The following is a 19,828-nucleotide window of genomic DNA, read 5'->3' as shown; positions in this document are numbered from 1 at the left end:
TGTCTGCCAGGGATGGAGACGCTATGAGGAACAGTTCGCACAGCCGCGCCGCAGACCGGGCCGAAGTCGGTCTGGTATCGGCCAAGAACGACGATGGCCGTCCGCTGCTGGCCTATGATTGCGCTCGGCATCATGCCGTGGGACCTCGCGCCCGGGCGCTGATCTTCAACGATCCACGATCCCGCACCCTGCTGCCGCTGATCGAGCGGGTCGCCCCGAGTGACGCCAATGTTCTCATCATGGGGGAGACCGGCACCGGCAAGGAGCTGGTCGCGCGCTATGTGCACAGCCTCAGCGACCGGGCGCATACGCCTTTCGTTGCGGTCAATTGCGGCGCCTTTTCCGAATCGCTGATCGAAGGCGAATTGTTCGGTTATGAAAAGGGCGCGTTCACCGGCGCCAATGTCGCGCGGGCGGGATGGTTCGAGGCGGCCAATGGCGGGACGTTGTTCCTGGACGAACTGGGTGACCTTTCCCTGCCCTTGCAGGTGAAGCTCTTGCGGGTATTGCAGGAACGGGAAGTCGTTCGGCTGGGCTCGCGCAAGGCCGTGCCGCTCAATGTCCGCGTCATCGCAGCGACCAATGTCGAATTGCAGCAGGCGGTCAGCGAGGGTCGTTTCCGTTCAGATCTTTTCTATCGCCTGCAGGTCGTATCCATCCCCCTTCTGCCACTGCGGGAGCGCAGAGCCGATATTCTTCCCCTGGCGCGCCATTTCCTTGAAATCTATGGCACAAAGGCAGGCGTGAACCGGCTGGAACTGAGCGCGGCGGCCGAGGAGGCGTTGTTCCGCCATGGTTGGCCCGGCAATATTCGCGAGTTGGAAAATGCGATCCATCGTGCCGCTCTGATCTGCGAGGGCGGGCGCATCCAGCCCGCCGACCTCGGTCTTGGCAACCTCAGCGAATTGACCGATCCGACCGCCGACCCCGCGGCGCTGGAAGAGGCGGCAAGGCCCTTCGTCGCTCGGCTGCTGAATGGCGGGCACGATCATCTGCTCGACCGGCTGGTGGCCTTCACGATAACGGAGGCCTTTCATCAATGCCATGGAAATCAGATCAAGACCGCCGAAGCATTGGGCATCACTCGCAATGTGGTGCGCACATATCTGAAGAATCTGAATTTGATCTAAGGCAAGCGCCAGGCAAATGGGGCCGGACGCCCCCGCTTAAGTGAGGAACCTGACGATCGAAGACAGGAAAAGGCCGGTGGATCGCTCCATCGGCCTTTTCCGTTTTTTTTCGGATTTGGACTCCCAACATCGCGGGCGAGCCAAGGACCCGCCCGCAACGCGGTCTTAGAAGTCCATGCCGCCCATGCCGCCCATGCCGCCGCCGGGCATGCCCATCGGCGCCTTGTCGTCGGAAGGCAGTTCAGCAATGGTCGCCTCGGTCGTGATCAGCAGGCCGGCCACCGAAGCGGCGTCCTGCAGCGCGGCGCGAACGACCTTGGTCGGGTCGATCACGCCAGCGGCGACGAGGTTCTCATAGGTGTCGGTCGCGGCGTTGAAGCCCTTGGTCTCGTCATTTTCGCGCAGCAGGTTGCCGGCGACGACAGCGCCGTCGACGCCCGCATTGCTGGCGATCTGGCGCAGCGGCGCTTCGATGGCCTTGCGGATGATGTCGATGCCGCGGGTCTGGTCGTCATTGGCGCCCTTGAGGTCCTTGAGGGCCTTGGTCGCGTACAGCAGGGCCGTGCCGCCGCCGGGGACGATGCCTTCTTCAACGGCTGCGCGGGTCGCGTGCAGCGCGTCGTCGACGCGGTCCTTGCGCTCCTTCACCTCGACTTCGGTCGCGCCGCCGACCTTGATGACGGCCACGCCGCCAGCCAGCTTCGCCAGACGCTCCTGCAGCTTTTCGCGGTCATAGTCGGACGTGGTGGTCTCGATCTGAGCGCGGATCTGCTCGGTGCGGCCCTTGATCGCTTCGCCGTCGCCGGCGCCATCGACGATGGTGGTGTTGTCCTTGTCGATGGTGACGCGCTTGGCGGTGCCGAGCATGCCGAGGGTCACGTTCTCAAGCTTGATGCCGAGGTCTTCGGAGATGACTTCGCCCTTGGTCAGGACGGCGATGTCCTCCAGCATGGCCTTGCGGCGGTCGCCGAAGCCAGGCGCCTTGACCGCAGCGACCTTCAGGCCGCCGCGCAGCTTGTTGACGACCAGGGTCGCCAGCGCTTCGCCTTCGATGTCTTCCGCGATGATGAGGAGCGGACGGCCCGACTGCACCACGGCTTCGAGGATCGGTAGGATCGACTGCAGGTTCGACAGCTTCTTTTCGTGGATCAGGATGTAGGGGTCGGCGAGTTCGACCTGCATCTTTTCCGGATTGGTGATGAAGTAGGGCGACAGGTAGCCGCGGTCGAACTGCATGCCTTCGACGACGTCCAGTTCGAAATCGAGGCCCTTGGCTTCCTCGACGGTGATCACGCCTTCCTTGCCGACGCGGTCCATGGCTTCGGCGATCTTCTCGCCGACTTCACGGTCGCCATTGGCCGAGATGATGCCGACCTGGGCGACTTCGTTCGAACCAGCAACCGGCTTCGAGCGGGCCTTGATGTCCTCGACGACCTTGGCGACCGCGAGGTCGATGCCGCGCTTCAGGTCCATCGGGTTCATGCCGGCGGCCACCGACTTCATGCCTTCGCGAACGATGGCCTGGGCCAGGACGGTCGCGGTGGTGGTGCCGTCACCGGCGATGTCGTTGGTCTTCGAAGCGACTTCGCGGACCATCTGGGCGCCCATATTCTCGAACTTGTCCTTCAGTTCGATTTCCTTGGCGACCGAAACACCGTCCTTGGTGATGCGGGGCGCGCCGAAGCTCTTGTCGATGACGACGTTGCGGCCCTTGGGGCCCAGGGTCACCTTGACCGCGTCGGCCAGGATGTCGACGCCGCGCAGGATGCGCTCACGAGCGTCACGCGAAAACTTTACGTCCTTCGCTGCCATGATCTTCTACCTCTCTTTGAGAATTGCAAATCTTGCGAAGTTCACACCGTTACAGGCACGAAAATCCGCCAAAAATAGGAATGACCGTCAGCTTCGCCGCTTTACGCGACGACGCCGAGAATGTCCGATTCCTTCATGATCAGCAGGTCTTCACCGTCGACCTTGACCTCGGTGCCCGACCACTTGCCGAACAGGATGCGGTCGCCGGCCTTGACGTCCAGCGGAGTGACCTTGCCGTCTTCCGACTTGCTGCCGGTGCCGACGGCGACGATTTCGCCTTCCTGCGGCTTTTCCTTGGCGGTGTCGGGGATGATGATGCCGCCGGCAGTCTTCTCTTCCGCCTCTACGCGGCGAACGAGAACGCGGTCATGCAACGGACGAAATGCCATGTTGATTGCCTTTCCCTCTTTACGACGTTGAATGGGAGGGGGGTGGAATCGCCACGCGACTCCGGCTCCTTCTCCCCGATGAACCCGTATCTGTTAGCACTCCCTGTCGGGGAGTGCCAGCGCCGTTTCATATGGACGGGAAGGCCGGACGATCAAGAGCCCCGTGCAAATTTTTTTTGTCCCGCCGCCCGCGACCGCAGCGCGAAAGACATGATGACGCGGGCGGCTATAGGCCTTTCCTGCCGGCAGAGACAGCCGGGGCAGCGACGAAATGCCTTCCACGTGCAAAAAATGCGACCAATGCAGCCGGGGCCGCCGCACCGCCTTTTTTTGATCATGCGGGGTTTGCACCGGACAGGGTCGATCCTTACCTAGCCCGGAGCGGCGGGTCCCTGCCCGCCCCATCCCCCGTTCCCGCCTTCGAAGGAGACGCCTGCATGACCGACACAGCCTATATTCCGCCGCGCGTCTGGACCTGGGACAAGGAAAGCGGCGGCGCCTTCGCCAATATCAACCGGCCGGTCGCCGGGCCGACCCATGAGAAGGAATTGCCGGTCGGCAAGCACCCGCTCCAGCTCTATTCGCTCGCCACGCCCAATGGGCAGAAGGTGACGATCATGCTGGAGGAGCTGTTGGCGGCGGGCAAGGACGCCGAATATGACGCCTGGCTGATCCGGATCAACGAGGGCGACCAGTTCGGCAGCGGCTTCGTATCGGTCAATCCCAACAGCAAGATCCCGGCGCTGATGGACCATGGCGTCTCTCCGCCCCGGCGGGTGTTCGAATCCGGATCGATCCTGATCTATCTGGCCGAGAAATTCGGCGCTTTCCTGCCGACCGATCCGGCCAGGCGGACCGAGACGCTCAACTGGCTGTTCTGGCAGATGGGCAGCGCGCCGCTGCTGGGCGGAGGTTTCGGCCATTTCTTCGCCTATGCGCCGGAGAAGTTCGAATATGCGATCAACCGCTATACGATGGAGGCGAAGCGGCAGTTGGACGTGCTGGACCGGCAACTGGCGGAGCATGAATATATTGCCGGGGATGAGTATACGATCGCGGACATGGCGATCTGGCCCTGGTATGGCGGGGTCGCGCTGGGCCGGGCCTATGATGCGGCGGAGTTCCTCGATGTGCAGAGCTATGGGAATGTGCTGCGCTGGGCGAAGCAGATCGACGCGCGGCCTGCGGTGAAGCGCGGGCGGATGGTCAACAAGGCGAACGGGCCGCTGGAGGAGCAGCTTCGGGAGCGGCATGAGGCCAGCGACTTCGATACGCGGACGCAGGACAAGCTGGAGGGGGCGGGTTGAGGATGGGAACCGGTCTTCCGATTGAGACGATGCGGTGACAGAAGCCCGGAGCGCGCGACGTGCTCCCGATCAACGCAGCGCGCTCTGAAGGTTTACGGTCATTGGGCCCCTCCCCTTTCAGGTTCGAACCGCGCCTCGTTTGAAGGATCGGGGTGCGGGAGCGTCCAGCAGGCGAAGTTGCGCGTGGGGCAGCCCTCCACCCCTCGGTCCCCTCCCCTGAAGGGGAGGGAAGCGGTCAATGTCCCTGTTGGCCGGTCATCCGCCTGACCTATCCGGCGGCCTTGACGATTTCGGCCCATGCGGCTTCGTCGATCACATCGATACCCAGCGCCGCGGCCTGTTTGAGCTTCGAGCCCGCGCCGGGACCGGCTACCACCAGGTCGGTCCTGGCGCTGACCGAACCGGCAGCCTTGGCGCCCAGTCGTTCGGCCTGCGCCTTGGCCTCGTCGCGGCTCATGGTTTCGAGCTTGCCGGTGAACACCACCGTCTTGCCCGTGACCGCGCTGGCGGTGGTTTCGACCAGATAGTCGGGCGGGGAGACCTCCCGCAGCAGGTCGTTCCAGACGTCCACATTATGCGGCTCGTGGAAGAAATCGGCCAGGGCGTGGCCGACCGCCGATCCCACATTCTCGACCCCGATATATTCGGCTATCGCCTTGTCGAGGCGGTTGCGGAAGCGGGATTCCTCCTCCCCCTCCGCAGGGGCGGCGGCGTCGCGCAGCGCGATGATGCCGGCAGCGAGCGCACTGATCCCCTCCAGCGTCGTATAGCGCCTGAGCAGGTCGCGGGCGGTCACCGCGCCGATATGACGGATGCCCAGACCGAAAAGCAGGCGGGCGGCATCCGGCTGGCGCTTGGCCTCTATGGCGGCGAGGAGATTGTCGACGGACTTTTCCTTCCACCCCTCCCGGCCGAGCAGGTCGGCGCGATGCGTTTTCAGGCGGAATATGTCGGCCGGCTCCGCGATCCAGCCCAGGTCGAGAAATTCCTGGATGCTCTTTTCGCCCAGCCCTTCGATGTCGAGCGCGGCGCGGCTGACGAAATGACGCAGCCGTTCGAAACGCTGGGCGGGGCAGATGAGGCCGCCGGTGCAGCGAATGTCGACCTCCCCCTCCTCGCGCACGGCTTCCGAATGGCAGACGGGGCAATGATCGGGGAAAGCGAAGGGGGTGCGCGGTTCGTCGCGGGTGAGGTTGTCGACCACCTGCGGGATGACGTCGCCGGCGCGCTGCACGACGATGCGGTCGCCGGGGCGGACGCCCAGCCGCTCGATCTCATCGGCATTGTGGAGGGTGACGTTGGAGACGACGACGCCGCCGACGGTGACGGGCGTCAGGCGGCCGACCGGGGTCAGCTTGCCGGTGCGGCCGACCTGGATGTCGATGGACTCCAGCGTGGTCTGGGCGCGTTCGGCGGGGAATTTATGGGCGATGGCCCAGCGCGGAGCCTTGGCGACGAAGCCGAGGCGTTGCTGCCAGTCGAGCCGGTCGACCTTGTAGACGACGCCATCGATGTCGAAGGGCAGGTCGGCGCGGGCGGCTTCGATGGCGCGGTAGTGGGCGATGAGGGCTTCGAGCGTGTCGACGCAGGTGAGGCGGTCGGAGACGGGCAGCCCCCAGCCTGCTATCGCCTGCATGACGCCGAGCTGGGTTTCGGCGGGGACGGCGCTGACCTCCCCCCAGCCATGGGCGAGGAAGCGCAGGGGGCGGCTGGCGGTGACGGCGGCGTCCTTCTGGCGCAGCGAACCGGCGGCGGCGTTGCGGGGGTTGGCGAACTGGCGGGCCTTTTCCGGGTCGTCGGCTTCGGCGGCGAGGCGCGCGTTGAGGGCGACGAAATCGGCCTTGGCCATATAGACTTCGCCCCGCACCTCGAACAGGTCGGGGACGGCTTGCCCGGTCAGGCGCTGCGGGATGTCGGGGATGGTGCGGACATTGGCGGTGACGTCTTCCCCGGTCGTGCCGTCGCCGCGCGTGGCGGCGAGGACCAGTTCGCCCTTTTCATAGTGGAGCGAGCAGGACAGGCCGTCGATCTTGGGTTCGGCGGTGAGGGCGACGGGGGCGTCTTCGGGGAGCGCGAGGAAACGGCGGACGCGGGCGATGAATTCGGCGATGTCCTCGTCCGCAAAGCCGTTGTCGAGGCTCATCATGCGGACGGCGTGCTGGACCTTCCTGAGCGCGGAGGTGGGCGCGGCGCCGACCTGGGCGTTGGGGGAATCGCTGCGGATGAGGTGCGGGAAGGCGGCCTCCAGCGCGTTATTCTCGCGGACCAGCGCGTCATAGTCCGCGTCCGCGATCTCCGGCTCGTCCTGATCGTGATAGAGCCGGTTATGGCGCGCAATTTCGCGTGCGAGGCGCATCAGGCGGTTGGCGGCTTCGGCTTCGGTCATTTGCGTGGGGTCGGTCATGCGCCTCTCTTTAGCGCCAGCATCGCGATGCGGGTAGCGGTTATGGGCGGCTCGACAGCCGTCAACTCTCTATCGTCATCCCCGCGCCGGCGGCGATCCATCTCCCCACCGCTGTAGTTGAGGCGAGGTCAGGAGATGGGTTCCCGCCTTCGCGGGAATGACGGAGTTGGGTGGGTAGTGGACATTCCCCCTCCCGCAGGCGGGAGGGGGTTAGGGGGGCGGGCTGGCGCGGCATCTGCGCTGTTAAGCTCGCTACGCTCGCGCCCACCCCTAACCCCTCCCGTTTACGGGAGGGGAATGTCTTGGATTGGTCAAAAGCCAGCTTATAGCTTTTCCAACAATCGTTCGGCCTGGGCCCTTGCCTCCGCCGTGATTTCGGCGCCGGAGAGCATGCGGGCGATTTCTTCGCGGCGTTCGCCGTCGCTCAGCGCATGGACGCCGGTGCGGGTGACGGTGCCGTCGCTGGATTTGGCGATCAGCATATGGCCTGCACCGCGCGCCGCAACCTGCGGGCTATGGGTGACGACCAATATCTGGTTGGTTTGCGACAGGCGGGACAGGCGTTCCCCGATGGCCGAGGCGACGGCGCCCCCTACCCCGCGGTCGATCTCGTCGAAGATCAGCGTGTCCGCGCCGCCCTGCTCCGCCAGCGCGACCTTGAGCGCGAGGATGAAGCGGGAGAGTTCGCCGCCCGATGCGATCTTGACCAGCGGGGCGAAGGGCGCGCCGGGGTTGGTGGAGATTTCGAATTCCACCCGGTCCATGCCGTGCGGTCCCCATTGCCCCTCCTCCTGCGGCGCGACGACGGTGCGGAAGCGGGCGGCGTCCAGCTTGAGCGGGGCGAGTTCGGCGGCGACGGCGGCGTCGAGCTTTCCGGCGGCCATTTGGCGTTCGGCGGAGAGGGCCTGGGCGGCGGTGCGATAGGCGGCGGCCCTGCCCTTCACCTCGGCTTCGAGGGCGGCGAGATGGTCTTCCCCGCCCTCGATCGCGGCCAGTTTCGCGGCCATCTCGTCGCGCAGGGCGGCGAGATCGTCGGGCTGGACCTGATGTTTGCGGGCGAGGCCGCGCAGGTCGAACAGGCGGGTCTCTATGGCGTCGAGACGGGCGGGGTCGAAGCTGAGCGCTTCGGCGGCTTCGTTGAGGCGGTCTTCAGCTTCGCTGGCCTCGATGACGGCGCGGTCGAGGGCGGCGAGGACTTCGGCCAGCGGTTCATATTCGCTGACGATGCGGTCGAGGCGGCGGGCGGCCTGCCGCAACTGGGCGAGGCCGCCGTCGGAGCCGGTGAAGCATTCGGTGACGGCGGAAAGGTCGTCGGAGAGGCGCGCGCCCTTCTGCATGGTGGCGCGCTCTTCGGCCAGCGTGGCTTCCTCGCCAGGTTCGGGGGCGAAGCGGGTGAGTTCGTCGACCGCATGGGTCAGGTAATCGCGGTCGCGGGCGGCGCTTTCGACGCTGGCGCGGCTTTCCGCGAGGCGGTCGGCGGCGGCGCGCCAGGCGTGATAGGCGTGGGCGACCGCGCCCGTGTCGCAGCGGCCATAGGCGTCGAGCAGGGCGCGATGGCCGCGTGGATTGAGCAGGCCGCGATCGTCATGCTGGCCGTGGATTTCGACCAGAGCGCTGCCAAGATCGCGCAGCAGCGCCGCCGAGCAGGCCTGGTCGTTGACGAAGGCGCGGCTGCCGCCGTCGGCCTTGACCGTGCGGCGGACGATGAGCGGTTCGCCCGGTTCGATGTCGATGCCGTTTTCGGCCAGCAGGTTCGTCGCGCGGTGATCGGTGCGGGGCGCATCGAACGTGGCGGTGACGCTGGCCTGCGCCTCTCCCGTCCGGACGAGGCCGCTGTCGGCGCGGGCGCCCAGCGCGAGGCCCAGCGAATCGAGCAGGATCGACTTGCCCGCGCCGGTCTCGCCGGTCAGCACGCCCAAGCCCGACCCGAAATCCAGGTCCAGCGCCTCTATCAGCACGACGTTGCGGATGGACAGGGCAGTCAGCAAAGGCGAGCGACTCCCCCCTCCCGCAGGCGGGAGGGGCCGGGGGTGGGTGCACCGCGCCAGCGGCGCTTCTTTCAACGCTGGGGCGGAACGCTCGCTTCGCTCGCGGCCCACCCCTAACCCCTCCCGTTTGCGGGAGGGGGACCAGATCATGCTTTATTGGGGTGTTCGCGCATCAGCTTGTAGCTGCGCTCATACCATTTCGAACCCGGATAATTCTTGCCCAGCACGGCGGCGGCCTTCTGCGCTTCGGCGGGGATGCCGAGCGAGAGATAGCTTTCCACCAGACGCTCCAGCGCCTCCGGAGTGTGGGTGGTCGTCTGATATTTGTCGATCACCGTGCGGAAGCGCAGCGTGGCGGCGAGCCATTGGCCACGGCGCTGGTAGAAGCGGCCGATCTCCATCTCCTTGCCGGCGAGGTGGTCGTTGACGAGGTCGATCTTCAGCCGGGCGTCGGCGGCATAGCGGGTGTCGGGATAGCGGCGGATCAGCTCGCCCAGCGCATCCAGCGCCTGTTGCGTGATCTTCTGGTCGCGGGTGACGTCGGCAATCTGTTCATAATAGCAGAGCGCGATCAGATAATAAGCGTAGGGCGCGTCCTTGTTGCCGGTGTGGATCGACAGGAAGCGTTGGGCCGCGCCGATCGATTCCGGATAGTCCTGATTCATGTAATAGCTGAACGCGGACATGAGCTGCGCCCGGCGCGCCCAGGGCGAATAGGGATGCTGGCGCTCCACCTCGTCGAACAGGGCGGCGGCGAGCTTGTACTGGCCGCGGTCCAGGCGGTATTTGCCCGCATTGTAGAGCGTCGACACGTCGCGGGCGACATATTGGGTGTCGGCCTTGTTCTTCGACGTCGCGCAGCCCGAGAGCAGGGCGGCAAGCAGAAGCGGTGCGGTAGCCGCGCCGATGCGCGTCATGGTTTTCGTCAGCATGGCCGGGTCATAGCGGAGCGAATGCGCCTCGCCAAGCGGCAGAATGTGCGTGCCGGTCGCTATGCGCGAACAGGCAGGTCGAGCCGTGCGGTCGCGCCGCCCGTCGCCGAGGGCATGAGCGAGAAGCGGCCGTTCAACTGGCCGGCAAGGGCATTGGAAATCCGGAGGCCTAGGCTCTGGCTGAAACCGGGATCGAAATCGGGCGACAATCCCTTTCCGTCATCCGTGACGTTGAGGCTGATCGTGCCGTCGCTGACGTCCAGGCCGACATGGATGCTGCCGCCGCGATGCGGCAGGCCATGTTCGATGGCGTTGTTGATCGCTTCGGTCACGATCAGCGCGATCGACACGGCGATGTCGGGCTCCAGCGTCAGGGCGTCGGGCGCGTCGACGGTCAGGGCGATGTCGTCGCGGCCGCTGGCCTCCAGCACGTCGGCGGTCAATGTCGTCAGGAAGGCGCGGATATTCTGCCCCTCCCCCGACGGATTGTAGAGGGCGCGGCTGATGCGGCCGACCAGCGCCAGCCGGGCGGAGGCATCGTCCAGCGCGCGGCGGGCCAGGTCATGATCGACATGGCGCCGGTGGAGCGAAAGCATGGCGGCGACGACCTGAAGATTGTTGGAGACGCGGTGCTGGAGTTCGTGGAACAGCAATTCGCGGTTTTCCGCCAGCACGCGGCTGCGTTCGCGCTCTATCGCCAGGTTGAAATTCGCCTTCTGCATCAGATGGATCAGCGCGATGTCCACGATCACCACCGCGCTGTAGAAGCCGAGCGCCAGCAGCACGCCCGGATGCAGTGCGAAGCCCATGCGCGGCGGGATGAAGAAATACCAGGACAGCAGCCCGCAAAGCACGCCCGCATAGATGCCCGGCCGCACCCCGAAGAGGAAGGAGGACAGGATGACGGCGGGGAAGAAGGATACGAAGGGGTAGCCGATGGGCATGGCGCTTTCCGCCATGGTGCGAATGGCCAAGGCGGTGAGGCAGAAGATGGTGGCCAGCAAATAGGCATGCCAGGGCCGTCGCAGGACAAGCGGCAGACGCTCCACGAATCTTTCGTTCCTGCGCTGCATAGATCCCCCTGCGCCCTGGTCGTTACCGTAACATAACTTCCACGCCCGCCAATTGATGGAGATCAGGAAACATTCAAATCCTGTCAAAAAAGGGCGCCCGGCAAGCCGGACGCCCCTTCTTTTTCCCGAGTCCGACGAACCGGATCAGTCCTGGGTCAGGAAGTCGGGCAGACCGGCGTTGGAGCCGTCGTCATCGCCGCCCCTGCCTTCGCCGCGCGGACCGCGGTCGCGGCGCGGACCGCGATCGCCGCCGCGGCCGCCACGGTCGCCCCGGTCACCGCCACGATCACGGCGATTGCGGTCGCCACGGCCGCCTTCACGGTCGCCGCCCCGATCCCCCCTGGGTTCGCGGGGCGGACGGGTGTCTTCCAGTTCCTCTCCGGTTTCCTGATCGACGACGCGCATGGACAGGCGAACCTTGCCGCGCGGGTCGATTTCGAGAACCTTAACCTTCACTTCCTGCCCTTCCGACACGACGTCGGTCGGCTTTTCGACGCGCTCATTCTTCATTTCGGAGACGTGGACGAGACCGTCCTTGCCGCCCATGAAGTTCACGAAGGCGCCGAAGTCGACGATGTTGACGACCTTGCCGGTGTAGATCTTGCCGACTTCCGCTTCCTCGACAATGCCGAGAATCCACTTCTTGGCGGCTTCGATCTGGGCGATGTCGGACGAGCTGATCTTGATGATGCCCTCGTCGTCGATGTCGACCTTGGCGCCGGTTTCCGCGACGATCTCACGGATGACCTTGCCGCCGGTGCCGATGACGTCGCGGATCTTCGCCTTGTCGATCTGGATCGTTTCGATGCGCGGAGCATGAGCCGACAGTTCGGTGCGGGTCGAGGACAGGGCCTTGCTCATTTCACCCAGGATATGGGCGCGGCCTTCCTTCGCCTGACGCAGCGCGACTTCGAAGATTTCCTGCGTGATGCCGGCGACCTTGATGTCCATCTGCATGGTGGTGATGCCCGCTTCCGTGCCCGCCACCTTGAAGTCCATGTCGCCAAGGTGATCCTCGTCGCCCAGAATGTCGCTGAGGACAGCGAATTTGGAGCCTTCCAGGATCAGGCCCATGGCGATGCCCGACACCGGACGCTTCAGCGGAACGCCCGCGTCCATCATGGACAGCGAACCACCGCAGACCGTCGCCATCGAGGACGAGCCGTTGGACTCGGTGATGTCGCTCAGCACGCGGATGGTGTAGGGAAACTCTTCCTTGCTGGGCAGGACCGGGTGCAGGGCGCGCCATGCCAGCTTGCCATGGCCGACTTCGCGGCGGCCCGGCGCGCCGAAGCGGCCGACTTCACCGACCGAATAGGGCGGGAAGTTATAGTGCAGCATGAAGCTTTCATAATGAACGCCGGTCAGGCCGTCGATCATCTGCTCCGCATCCTTGGTGCCCAGCGTGGTGGTGCAGATGGACTGCGTTTCCCCACGGGTGAACAGCGCCGAACCATGGGTGCGCGGCAGGAAGCCCACCATCGCCTCGATGGGGCGAATCTGCGTCGTGGTGCGGCCGTCGATACGCTTGCCGTCCTTCAGGATGGCGCCGCGGACGATTTCGGCTTCCAGCTTCTTGGTCAGCTTGATGCCGGCCATGACGGTCTGGGCGTCGAGGCCTTCCTCCGTGAAATAAGCCTTAGCCTTGGCGCGGGCTTCATTGAGCGCGTTGGAGCGGGCCGACTTGTCGGTCAGCTTGTAGGCGGCCGTGATGTCCTTGCCGATCAGCTTCTTGAGCTTCTTCTTGAGGTCATCCAGATCTTCGCCCTTGGCGACGTCCCACGGGTCCTTCGCGGCCTTTTCGGCGAGGTCGATGATCGCGTTGACGACCTTCTTCGACGCTTCATGCGCGAAGAGGACGGCGCCGAGCATGACGTCTTCCGACAGTTCCTTGGCTTCCGATTCGACCATCATCACCGCGTTGCCGGTGGCGGCGACGACCAGGTCGAGTTCGCCGGTCTTCACTTCGTCCAGCGACGGGTTCAGCTGATACTCGCCATCCTTGTAGCCGACGCGGGCGGCGCCGATCGGACCCAGGAAAGGCACGCCCGACAGGGTCAGCGCAGCCGAAGCGGCGATCATCGCCACAATGTCGGGCTCGCTTTCGCCGTCGAAGCTCAGAACCTGAGCGATGACGTTGATTTCATTGTAGAAACCTTCGGGGAAGAGCGGGCGGACCGGGCGGTCGATCAGGCGGGAAACCAGCGTTTCCTTTTCCGTGGCGCCGCGTTCACGCTTGAAGAAGCCGCCCGGGATGCGACCGGCGGCCGAATATTTTTCCTGATAATGGACGGTCAGCGGGAAGAAGTCCTGTCCTTCCTTCACCGACTTGGCGGCGGTCACGGCGCACAGCACCACGGTTTCGCCATAGGTCGCCAGCACGGCGGCGTCGGCCTGACGCGCAATGCGGCCGGTTTCGAGCGTGAGGGTCTTGCCGCCCAGCTCGATTGATACCTTCTTTACATCGAACATTGGTTTTTTCCTTCGCCCGCGCGGCCCTATTGCCGGGCGGGGCCTGTTTCGGACCGGATGGTCCATGGATGGAGAGCCTATCTCTCCTCCGTTCGGGCTGAGCTTGTCGAAGCCCAATCCTTCCCTTCAAAAGAAGGAGTGCCCTTCGACAAGCTCAGGGCGAACGGTGTGGGGGATGTCCCCCGGATCATGACGCCATGCCGGATTGCCCAGCGCCATGTTGTCAGAATCGGAAACGGCCCCGACATGGGGGCCGTTCCTTCTTTAGCAGACTTACTTGCGCAGGCCCAGCTTGGCGATGAGGTCGGTGTACCGGGCCCCATCCTTCTTCTTGAGGTAATCCAGCAGCGAACGGCGCTTGTTGACCAGCATCAGCAGGCCGCGACGGCTGTGGTTATCCTTGTGATGACCCTTGAAATGCTCGGTCAGGTTGGCGATACGCTCCGAGAGGATCGCAACCTGGACTTCCGGCGAACCGGTGTCGCCCTCGGCGCGGGCATGTTCCTTGATCAGCGCTTCCTTGCGCTCTGCAGTGATCGACATCGGCTTCCTTTCTGAGATTAGAGATTAAAGCCGCGCACCACCCGGACCTCCGGGCCACTGGCTTCGACCAGCGCGACGGGCGTTTCGCCCTCCATCGCCAGCATCAGGCCGGTATGCGGTTTCCCCACGAGCACCTTCCCCTGTCGGAGAGCGAGCGCATCGTCGGGAGAGACTGCGAGAGCCGGGATGTCGTCCAGCCCCGCCGTCAACGGCAGCATGAGCTGCGCGATGTCGCCGCCCCTAGCAGCTTCGTCCAATTTGTCCAGCGAAATCGCGGATTGCAGGGTGAAGGGGCCGGCCTTGATGCGGCGCAGCATGGTAACATGACCGACAGTGCCGAGCGCGCGCGCGATGTCGCGGGCGAGGGAACGGATATAGGTGCCCTTCGAAACATGGGCGCGCAGGGTCATTTCGTCGATCTCCGCGCCGCCCTCCCCTTCTCCAGGCTTCGCTGGCCCCTGGGGCGGGGATATGGCGAGGTTGTGGATGGTGATGGCGCGGGTCTTCATCACGACCTCCTCCCCTTTGCGGGCAAGGTCGTAGGCGCGCCGGCCGTCGATCAGGATCGCGCTGTAGGCGGGCGGCGCCTGCTCGATCGGGCCGGTGAAGCGGGGCAGGACCGCCTGCACCTCCGTCAGCGTGGGGCGATGCAGGCTGGTGGCGATTTCCCGGCCCTCAAGGTCCAGCGTGTCGGTCTGGAGGCCGAAACCTATGGTGAAATCGTAGATCTTGTCGCTGTCCAGCATCCGTCCGGCGAGCTTGGTCGCTTCCCCCACCGCTATCGGCAGCACGCCCGTCGCCAGCGGGTCGAGCGTACCGCCATGGCCCACCTTCCACTTGCCCGCGCCACTCTGGCGCAGGGCGCGCTTCACCGCGCTCACCGCCTGGGTGGAGCCTAGCCCCAAGGGCTTGTCGAGGATGATCCAGCCATGCATGGCGGCGCGCTCTAGCCCTCCTCTCGCCTGTTGTCAGCCCTTTCCGGGCCGTTGCGGCATGTGCGGCGGTCAGCAGCCGGAGCGGCGTTCCACGAAATGGCGGCGGCAAAGCGCGACATAGCGGTCATTGCCGCCGATTTCCGTCTGCTCGCCCTCGCGGATGGGGCGCCCCTCAGCATCGACGCGCAGGTTCATGGTCGCCTTCCGCCCGCATTCGCAGATCGTCTTGATCTCCGTCAGCGTGTCGGCCAGGCCGAGCAGCGCGGCGCTGCCCTCGAACAACTTGCCCTGGAAGTCGGTGCGGATGCCGTAGCACAGCACCGGAATGTTCAGCCGGTCGCAGACGGCGGCGACCTGCCAGACCTGTTCCTCGTTCAGAAATTGCGCCTCGTCGATCAGCACGCAGGAGAGCGGCGTCCGTGCCTGTCGGGCGGCGATGGCGGCGAAGAGATCGGTGGCGGGGTCGAACAGATGAGCCTGCGCGTCCAGCCCGATGCGGGAGACGATGCGTCCCTTTCCGTGGCGCCCCTTCCCGTAGCGGTCATCCACCGCGGCAGTCCACAACATGGTTTCCATGCCGCGTTCGCGATAGTTGAAGCTGGATTGGAGCAGGGTCGTCGATTTGCCTGCGTTCATCGAGCTATAGTAGAAATAGAGCTTGGCCATCGGTCAGCGCGCCATGGGGGCGATCTGCTTGAGGAAGCGGACGAGCGCGTCGGCCAGGGCGATGCGCCTGTCGGAAAAGCTGTGGTCGGTCGGCCAGACCGCCAGGCGCGTGTCGGGATTGGCCGATTGCGCGTCTGCCGTCACCTTGCGCGCCATGGCGCCGATGCCGCGTTCCGCGCCGATGATGGTGAGCGGGCGGCGGCCATAGCCCACCAGCTTGCGGCCAAGGTCGAATTTCTCGCTGTTGGTGCGGATTTCGGCGGTGAGGCTGTCATAGGTGGCGCCTTGCAGGGGTGGCAGGTCGCTGGCGACTTCGGCCCTCCAGGCGGCCTCGCCCTGGGGGGTGGAGAGGGTCGGGACGGTTTCGGCCGGGTCCCAGGGGTCGATCAGGAACAGGCCGGCGACATGGGGTTCGGCGGCGGCGACATCGGCAGCCATGAAACCGCCCATGCTGTGGCCCGCGACGACGATGGCGCTGGTGTCGATGCGATATTTGGCGACGGTCGCGGATTGCTGGAGATATTGCAGGGCGTTCCAGGCGTCTTCCGAGGCGTGGGTGAAGGAGAAGCTGCCGGGGCTGCCCCAGGAGCCGCGATAGTGGAGCGTGAGGACATGCCACCCGGCGCGGCGGGCGGCCTGGGCCAGGTCGAGATTTTGCTCATTGCCGGGGAAGCCGTGGAGGAGGAGCAGCGTCGGGTGAAGCCCCGGACCGGCGGCGGTGTAAAGGACGGCGTTGAGCAGGCCGTCCTCCGAGGGGATGGTGAAGGCGCTCATGCCGGCGGGGTAGGCCGCGTCGGGCGCGGGGTCGCTGACGACGGCGGGGTGGACCGGCGCTTCCCTGGCTGCGGCGGGTATGGCCAGGGCCAAAAGCGCGATCGCGACTATGCCGGTTCTTTTCATCTGCCCTGCCCCTTGCCTTGCCTGCGGGAAAGACGCTGTTAGCCGGGCTGCGCCGTCGCGTCGATGGGGGACGATGCCTGGCCGAGTACAGCGTGCTCCTGCGAAGGCCGAAGCATATTGCCTATTCGCCTTCGGGCTGCTCCAGATCGCGGGCGACCTTGGGATCGCGGAGCAGCCTGTCGATATGGGTGCCCTCATCGAAGCTCTCGTCCGCGAGGAATTTGAGCTTCGCCGCATATTTGAGGCGGATACGGGTCGCGACCTCCCGCTGGAGATAGGCGGTGTTGGTGCGCAGCGCCTTCAGCACCGCTTCCTCATCCTGGCCGAGCAGCGACTTGATGAAGACAGTCGCATGGCGCAGGTCAGGGGACATGCGGACTTCGGTGACGCTCACCACATGGCTGGCGAGGACGTCGTCATGCACGTCGCCGCGCTGGAGAATGTCGGACAGGACATGGCGCACCTGTTCGCCCACGCGGAGGAGGCGGACAGAGGAGCCTTCATTGGGAGCGGGCATTATATCCTCCCCTCCCGCAAGCGGGAGGGGCCGGGGGTGGGCTCTCCCCATCGGCCATTGCAGTTCAGGAGAGGGCGAGCCCACCCCCTAGCCCCCTCCCGCCTGCGGGAGGGGGGACATGGATCACAGCGTGCGGGCGCGTTCCTCGACCTCGAACAGTTCCAGCGTGTCGCCGGGCTTGATGTCGTTGGTGTCCTGGAGCACCGCGCCGCATTCCATGCCTGCGCGGACTTCGGAGACGTCGTCCTTGAAGCGGCGGAGCGAGGCGATGTGGGTGCGCGACACGATGACATCGTCGCGGGTGAGGCGCGCGGCCAGACCCTTGCGGATGATGCCGTCGAGGACGAGCAGACCGGCCGCCTTGTCCTTCTTGCCCGCCGGGAAGACCTGAAGCACCTCGGCCCGGCCGACGATGGTTTCGATGCGTTCCGGCGCGAGCTGGCCGGCCATTTCGCCGCGAACTTCCTCCAGCAGGTCGTAGATCACGTCATAATAGCGCAGCGAGATCTTCTCGCGCTCCGCCAACTGGCGCGCCTTGACATTGGGGCGGACATTGAAGCCGATCAGCGGCGCGCGGCTGGCGGCGGCCAGCGTGACGTCGCTTTCGGTGATCGCGCCGACGCCCGAATGCAGGATGCGGACCTTGATCTCGTCGGTCGAAATGCGGTTCAGCGACGAGACGATCGCTTCCACCGAACCCTGCACGTCGCCCTTCACCACCACCGGATATTCGATGACCTTGGTGTTGAGCGCCGAGAACATATGTTCGAAGCTGGTGGGCGCGGCGGTGGTGCGCTTCTTGGTCGCCTGTTCCTGACGATAGGCGGCGACTTCGCGGGCGCGGGCCTCATTCTCGACGACGGTGAGCTGGTCGCCCGCCATCGGCACGCCGGACAAGCCCAGCACCTCGACCGGGGTCGAGGGGCCGGCGGTCTTCACCTGCTGGCCCTTGTCGTTGATCATCGCGCGGACCTTGCCGCTTTCCGAACCGATGACGAAGGTGTCGCCGATCTTCAGCGTGCCCTTGCGCACCAGCACGGTGGCGACCGCGCCACGGCCCTTGTCGAGCTGCGCCTCGATCACATTGCCTTCGGCGGCGCGATCGGGATTGGCGGTGAGTTCGAGCAGTTCGGCCTGAAGCATGATCTTGTCGAGCAGTTCGTCGAGGCCCGTCTTCTTGAGCGCGGAGACTTCGACATCCTGGGTTTCGCCGCCCATGTCCTCGACGATCACCTCATGCTCCAGCAGGCGCTCTCGCACGCGCTGGGGATTGGCTTCGGGCTTGTCGACCTTGTTGATCGCGACGATCATCGGCACACCAGCGGCCTTGGTGTGGTTGATGGCCTCGATGGTCTGCGGCATCAGGCCGTCGTCCGCCGCCACCACCAGGATGACGATGTCGGTGACATTGGCGCCGCGCGCGCGCATTTCCGAGAAGGCCTCGTGACCCGGCGTGTCAAGGAAGGTGACGAGGTCGCCGCCCTTGGTCCTGATCTGATAGGCGCCGATATGCTGGGTGATGCCGCCGCTTTCGCCCGATACGACATTGGTGCCGCGCAGCGCGTCGAGCAGCGAGGTCTTGCCGTGATCGACATGGCCCATGATGGTCACGACCGGCGGACGGGCCTTGAGCGTTTCGGGCGCGTCGACCTCGCCTTCCATGCCGATCTCGACGTCGGCGTCGGACACGCGCTGGATGCGGTGGCCGAATTCCTCGACCAGCAGTTCGGCCGTATCCTGGTCGATCGCCTGGTTGAGCGTGACGGCGGTGCCCATCTTGAACAGGGCCTTCACCAGGTCCGCGCCCTTTTCGGCCATGCGGTTGGCAAGTTCCTGAACGGTGATGCTTTCGGGCACCACCACGTCGCGCGACTGCTTTTCCCGCTGCTGGGCGCCGCCCGAATAATGGGCGCGCCGTTCCTTCTCGCGGGCGCGCTTGAGCGCGGCGAGGCTGCGGGCGCGGGCGCTGTCGTCATCCGACAAGGCGCGGGTGACGGTAAGCTTGCCGGCCTGGCGGCGATTGTCGTCGCCGCGCTTGGCGCGGTCGGGCTTGGCCGGCTCCGGACGCTTGACGGGCGCGACCGGCGTGAAGCGGCGCGGCGGCGGCACGGTGGCGGAGGTGGCGGGCTTCGGCTCGGCGGCTGCGGGCGCAGCTTCGGCCGGGGCATCGGCGGCGGCCGGCGCAGGCTCCTCGACGGGCGCCCTGGCGGTTTCCTCCGCCGGCCCGGTCTCGACTTCGGTCCGGCGCGCGGCTTCAGCCTCGGCAGCCTCGGCAGCCAGGCGGTTTTCCTCGGCGCGGCGCTTTTCCTCCTCGCTCGCGGCGAGGCGCTGGGCGTCTTCGCGGCGGCGCGCTTCCTCCAGCGCGGTCATGCGGGCTTCCTCCGCCTCGCGCAGCAGCTTCGCCTGCAATTCCTGACGCGACATCAGGCTCTGCGGCGGGGCCGGACGCGCGGGGGCCGGCTGCGGCGCGCGGGCCTGCGGCTGCTGGGGCGCGGGGGCCTGCGGAGCGGCGGCCACGGGCGTGGGATCGGCCTGCGGTTCAGGCGCAGCGTGTCCGGCTTCACCCGGCTTGCCCAGGATGCGGCGCCGCTTCACCTCGACCACGACCGTATTCTTGCGGCCATGGCTGAACTGCTGCTGCACCTGACCGGACTCGACCGTGCGCTTGATCCCCAGCGGCTTGCGGCCCAGAACCGGCTTGTCTTCCTTGCTGTCACTCATACGACTGAACTATACCCTTCACATCAACCCGACCGGCAA

The 19,828-nt window shown here is 65.7% G+C and carries 15 protein-coding genes; 2 read left to right on the top strand and 13 right to left on the bottom strand.

What is annotated here, in order from left to right; genetic code table 11:
• Positions 1 to 23: 23 nt before the first annotated feature.
• Entirely contained in the window at positions 24 to 1,130 is a 1,107-nt protein-coding gene (locus H5V43_RS03155; protein WP_128830746.1) for a sigma-54 interaction domain-containing protein, read from the top strand.
• Between the two features lie 165 nt (positions 1,131 to 1,295).
• On the opposite strand, the gene groL is transcribed toward H5V43_RS03155, so the two are convergent.
• Both groL and groES read right to left on the bottom strand, forming a co-directional pair.
• On the bottom strand, positions 1,296 to 2,942 hold the full coding sequence (groL, locus tag H5V43_RS03150) for a chaperonin GroEL (protein ID WP_025549258.1): 1,647 nt from the start codon (positions 2,940 to 2,942) through the stop codon (positions 1,296 to 1,298).
• 101 nt (positions 2,943 to 3,043) lie between these two features.
• The gene (gene groES / locus H5V43_RS03145) at positions 3,044 to 3,331 is read right to left on the bottom strand and encodes a co-chaperone GroES (protein ID WP_025549259.1); all 288 of its coding nucleotides are present in this window, start codon (positions 3,329 to 3,331) and stop codon (positions 3,044 to 3,046) included.
• A 437-nt stretch (positions 3,332 to 3,768) separates the two neighbouring features.
• Between groES and yghU the strand changes: the two genes are divergently transcribed.
• Complete coding sequence (yghU, locus tag H5V43_RS03140) at positions 3,769 to 4,638, top strand: glutathione-dependent disulfide-bond oxidoreductase (protein ID WP_025549260.1); 870 nt, start codon at positions 3,769 to 3,771, stop codon at positions 4,636 to 4,638.
• A gap of 268 nt (positions 4,639 to 4,906) precedes the next feature.
• Here the strand turns inward: yghU and ligA are convergent, their stop codons facing one another.
• From ligA to infB, 11 genes are all read right to left on the bottom strand, one after another.
• Positions 4,907 to 7,042: an NAD-dependent DNA ligase LigA gene (ligA, locus tag H5V43_RS03135; RefSeq protein WP_025549262.1), complete on the bottom strand. Its 2,136-nt coding sequence runs from the start codon at positions 7,040 to 7,042 to the stop codon at positions 4,907 to 4,909.
• Between the two features lie 323 nt (positions 7,043 to 7,365).
• Positions 7,366 to 9,030 (bottom strand): DNA repair protein RecN, encoded by a 1,665-nt coding sequence (gene recN, locus H5V43_RS03130; protein WP_025552297.1) that lies wholly within the window; start codon positions 9,028 to 9,030, stop codon positions 7,366 to 7,368.
• Between the two features lie 146 nt (positions 9,031 to 9,176).
• Positions 9,177 to 9,962, bottom strand: coding sequence for an outer membrane protein assembly factor BamD (locus H5V43_RS03125; RefSeq protein ID WP_044661915.1), 786 nt, complete (start codon positions 9,960 to 9,962; stop codon positions 9,177 to 9,179).
• A 59-nt stretch (positions 9,963 to 10,021) separates the two neighbouring features.
• A complete protein-coding gene (locus H5V43_RS03120) occupies positions 10,022 to 11,035 on the bottom strand; it encodes a sensor histidine kinase (RefSeq protein WP_025550407.1) in 1,014 nt (337 codons plus the stop codon).
• Between the two features lie 144 nt (positions 11,036 to 11,179).
• On the bottom strand, positions 11,180 to 13,507 hold the full coding sequence (pnp, locus tag H5V43_RS03115) for a polyribonucleotide nucleotidyltransferase (protein WP_044661913.1): 2,328 nt from the start codon (positions 13,505 to 13,507) through the stop codon (positions 11,180 to 11,182).
• Positions 13,508 to 13,780: 273 nt separating this feature from the next.
• Positions 13,781 to 14,050 (bottom strand): 30S ribosomal protein S15, encoded by a 270-nt coding sequence (gene rpsO / locus H5V43_RS03110; protein WP_007689051.1) that lies wholly within the window; start codon positions 14,048 to 14,050, stop codon positions 13,781 to 13,783.
• A gap of 17 nt (positions 14,051 to 14,067) precedes the next feature.
• Entirely contained in the window at positions 14,068 to 14,985 is a 918-nt protein-coding gene (truB, locus tag H5V43_RS03105; RefSeq protein WP_025550405.1) for a tRNA pseudouridine(55) synthase TruB, read from the bottom strand.
• Between the two features lie 69 nt (positions 14,986 to 15,054).
• Positions 15,055 to 15,651, bottom strand: a complete 597-nt coding sequence (locus tag H5V43_RS03100; protein ID WP_025550403.1) for a thymidine kinase — start codon at positions 15,649 to 15,651, stop codon at positions 15,055 to 15,057.
• A 3-nt stretch (positions 15,652 to 15,654) separates the two neighbouring features.
• Positions 15,655 to 16,551, bottom strand: a complete 897-nt coding sequence (locus H5V43_RS03095) for an alpha/beta hydrolase family protein (protein WP_025550401.1) — start codon at positions 16,549 to 16,551, stop codon at positions 15,655 to 15,657.
• 121 nt (positions 16,552 to 16,672) lie between these two features.
• On the bottom strand, positions 16,673 to 17,068 hold the full coding sequence (gene rbfA, locus H5V43_RS03090; protein ID WP_025550399.1) for a 30S ribosome-binding factor RbfA: 396 nt from the start codon (positions 17,066 to 17,068) through the stop codon (positions 16,673 to 16,675).
• Positions 17,069 to 17,191: 123 nt separating this feature from the next.
• Positions 17,192 to 19,789 carry a translation initiation factor IF-2 gene (gene infB / locus H5V43_RS03085; RefSeq protein ID WP_193666759.1) on the bottom strand — a complete coding sequence of 866 codons (2,598 nt, stop codon included), beginning with the start codon at positions 19,787 to 19,789 and terminating at the stop codon, positions 17,192 to 17,194.
• Positions 19,790 to 19,828: the final 39 nt, after the last annotated feature.

This window comes from Sphingobium fuliginis (assembly GCF_015074805.1).
GTDB lineage: Bacteria > Pseudomonadota > Alphaproteobacteria > Sphingomonadales > Sphingomonadaceae > Sphingobium > Sphingobium fuliginis.
Note: the sequence above shows the minus strand (reverse complement) of the source record. Positions and strands in the feature narration are given on the sequence as shown.

Bases quoted from the DNA above. Each gene is read 5' to 3' on its own strand.
- infB (WP_193666759.1), bottom strand. From the start codon at position 19,789: ATGAGTGACAGCAAGGAAGACAAGCCGGTTCTGGGCCGCAAGCCGCTG.
- H5V43_RS03125 (WP_044661915.1), bottom strand. From the start codon at position 9,962: ATGCTGACGAAAACCATGACGCGCATCGGCGCGGCTACCGCACCGCTT.
- pnp (WP_044661913.1), bottom strand. From the start codon at position 13,507: ATGTTCGATGTAAAGAAGGTATCAATCGAGCTGGGCGGCAAGACCCTC.
- H5V43_RS03100 (WP_025550403.1), bottom strand. From the start codon at position 15,651: ATGGCCAAGCTCTATTTCTACTATAGCTCGATGAACGCAGGCAAATCG.
- H5V43_RS03155 (WP_128830746.1), top strand. From the start codon at position 24: ATGAGGAACAGTTCGCACAGCCGCGCCGCAGACCGGGCCGAAGTCGGT.
- H5V43_RS03120 (WP_025550407.1), bottom strand. From the start codon at position 11,035: ATGCAGCGCAGGAACGAAAGATTCGTGGAGCGTCTGCCGCTTGTCCTG.
- H5V43_RS03095 (WP_025550401.1), bottom strand. From the start codon at position 16,551: ATGAAAAGAACCGGCATAGTCGCGATCGCGCTTTTGGCCCTGGCCATA.
- rpsO (WP_007689051.1), bottom strand. From the start codon at position 14,050: ATGTCGATCACTGCAGAGCGCAAGGAAGCGCTGATCAAGGAACATGCC.
- ligA (WP_025549262.1), bottom strand. From the start codon at position 7,042: ATGACCGACCCCACGCAAATGACCGAAGCCGAAGCCGCCAACCGCCTG.
- rbfA (WP_025550399.1), bottom strand. From the start codon at position 17,068: ATGCCCGCTCCCAATGAAGGCTCCTCTGTCCGCCTCCTCCGCGTGGGC.
- truB (WP_025550405.1), bottom strand. From the start codon at position 14,985: ATGCATGGCTGGATCATCCTCGACAAGCCCTTGGGGCTAGGCTCCACC.
- groES (WP_025549259.1), bottom strand. From the start codon at position 3,331: ATGGCATTTCGTCCGTTGCATGACCGCGTTCTCGTTCGCCGCGTAGAG.
- groL (WP_025549258.1), bottom strand. From the start codon at position 2,942: ATGGCAGCGAAGGACGTAAAGTTTTCGCGTGACGCTCGTGAGCGCATC.
- yghU (WP_025549260.1), top strand. From the start codon at position 3,769: ATGACCGACACAGCCTATATTCCGCCGCGCGTCTGGACCTGGGACAAG.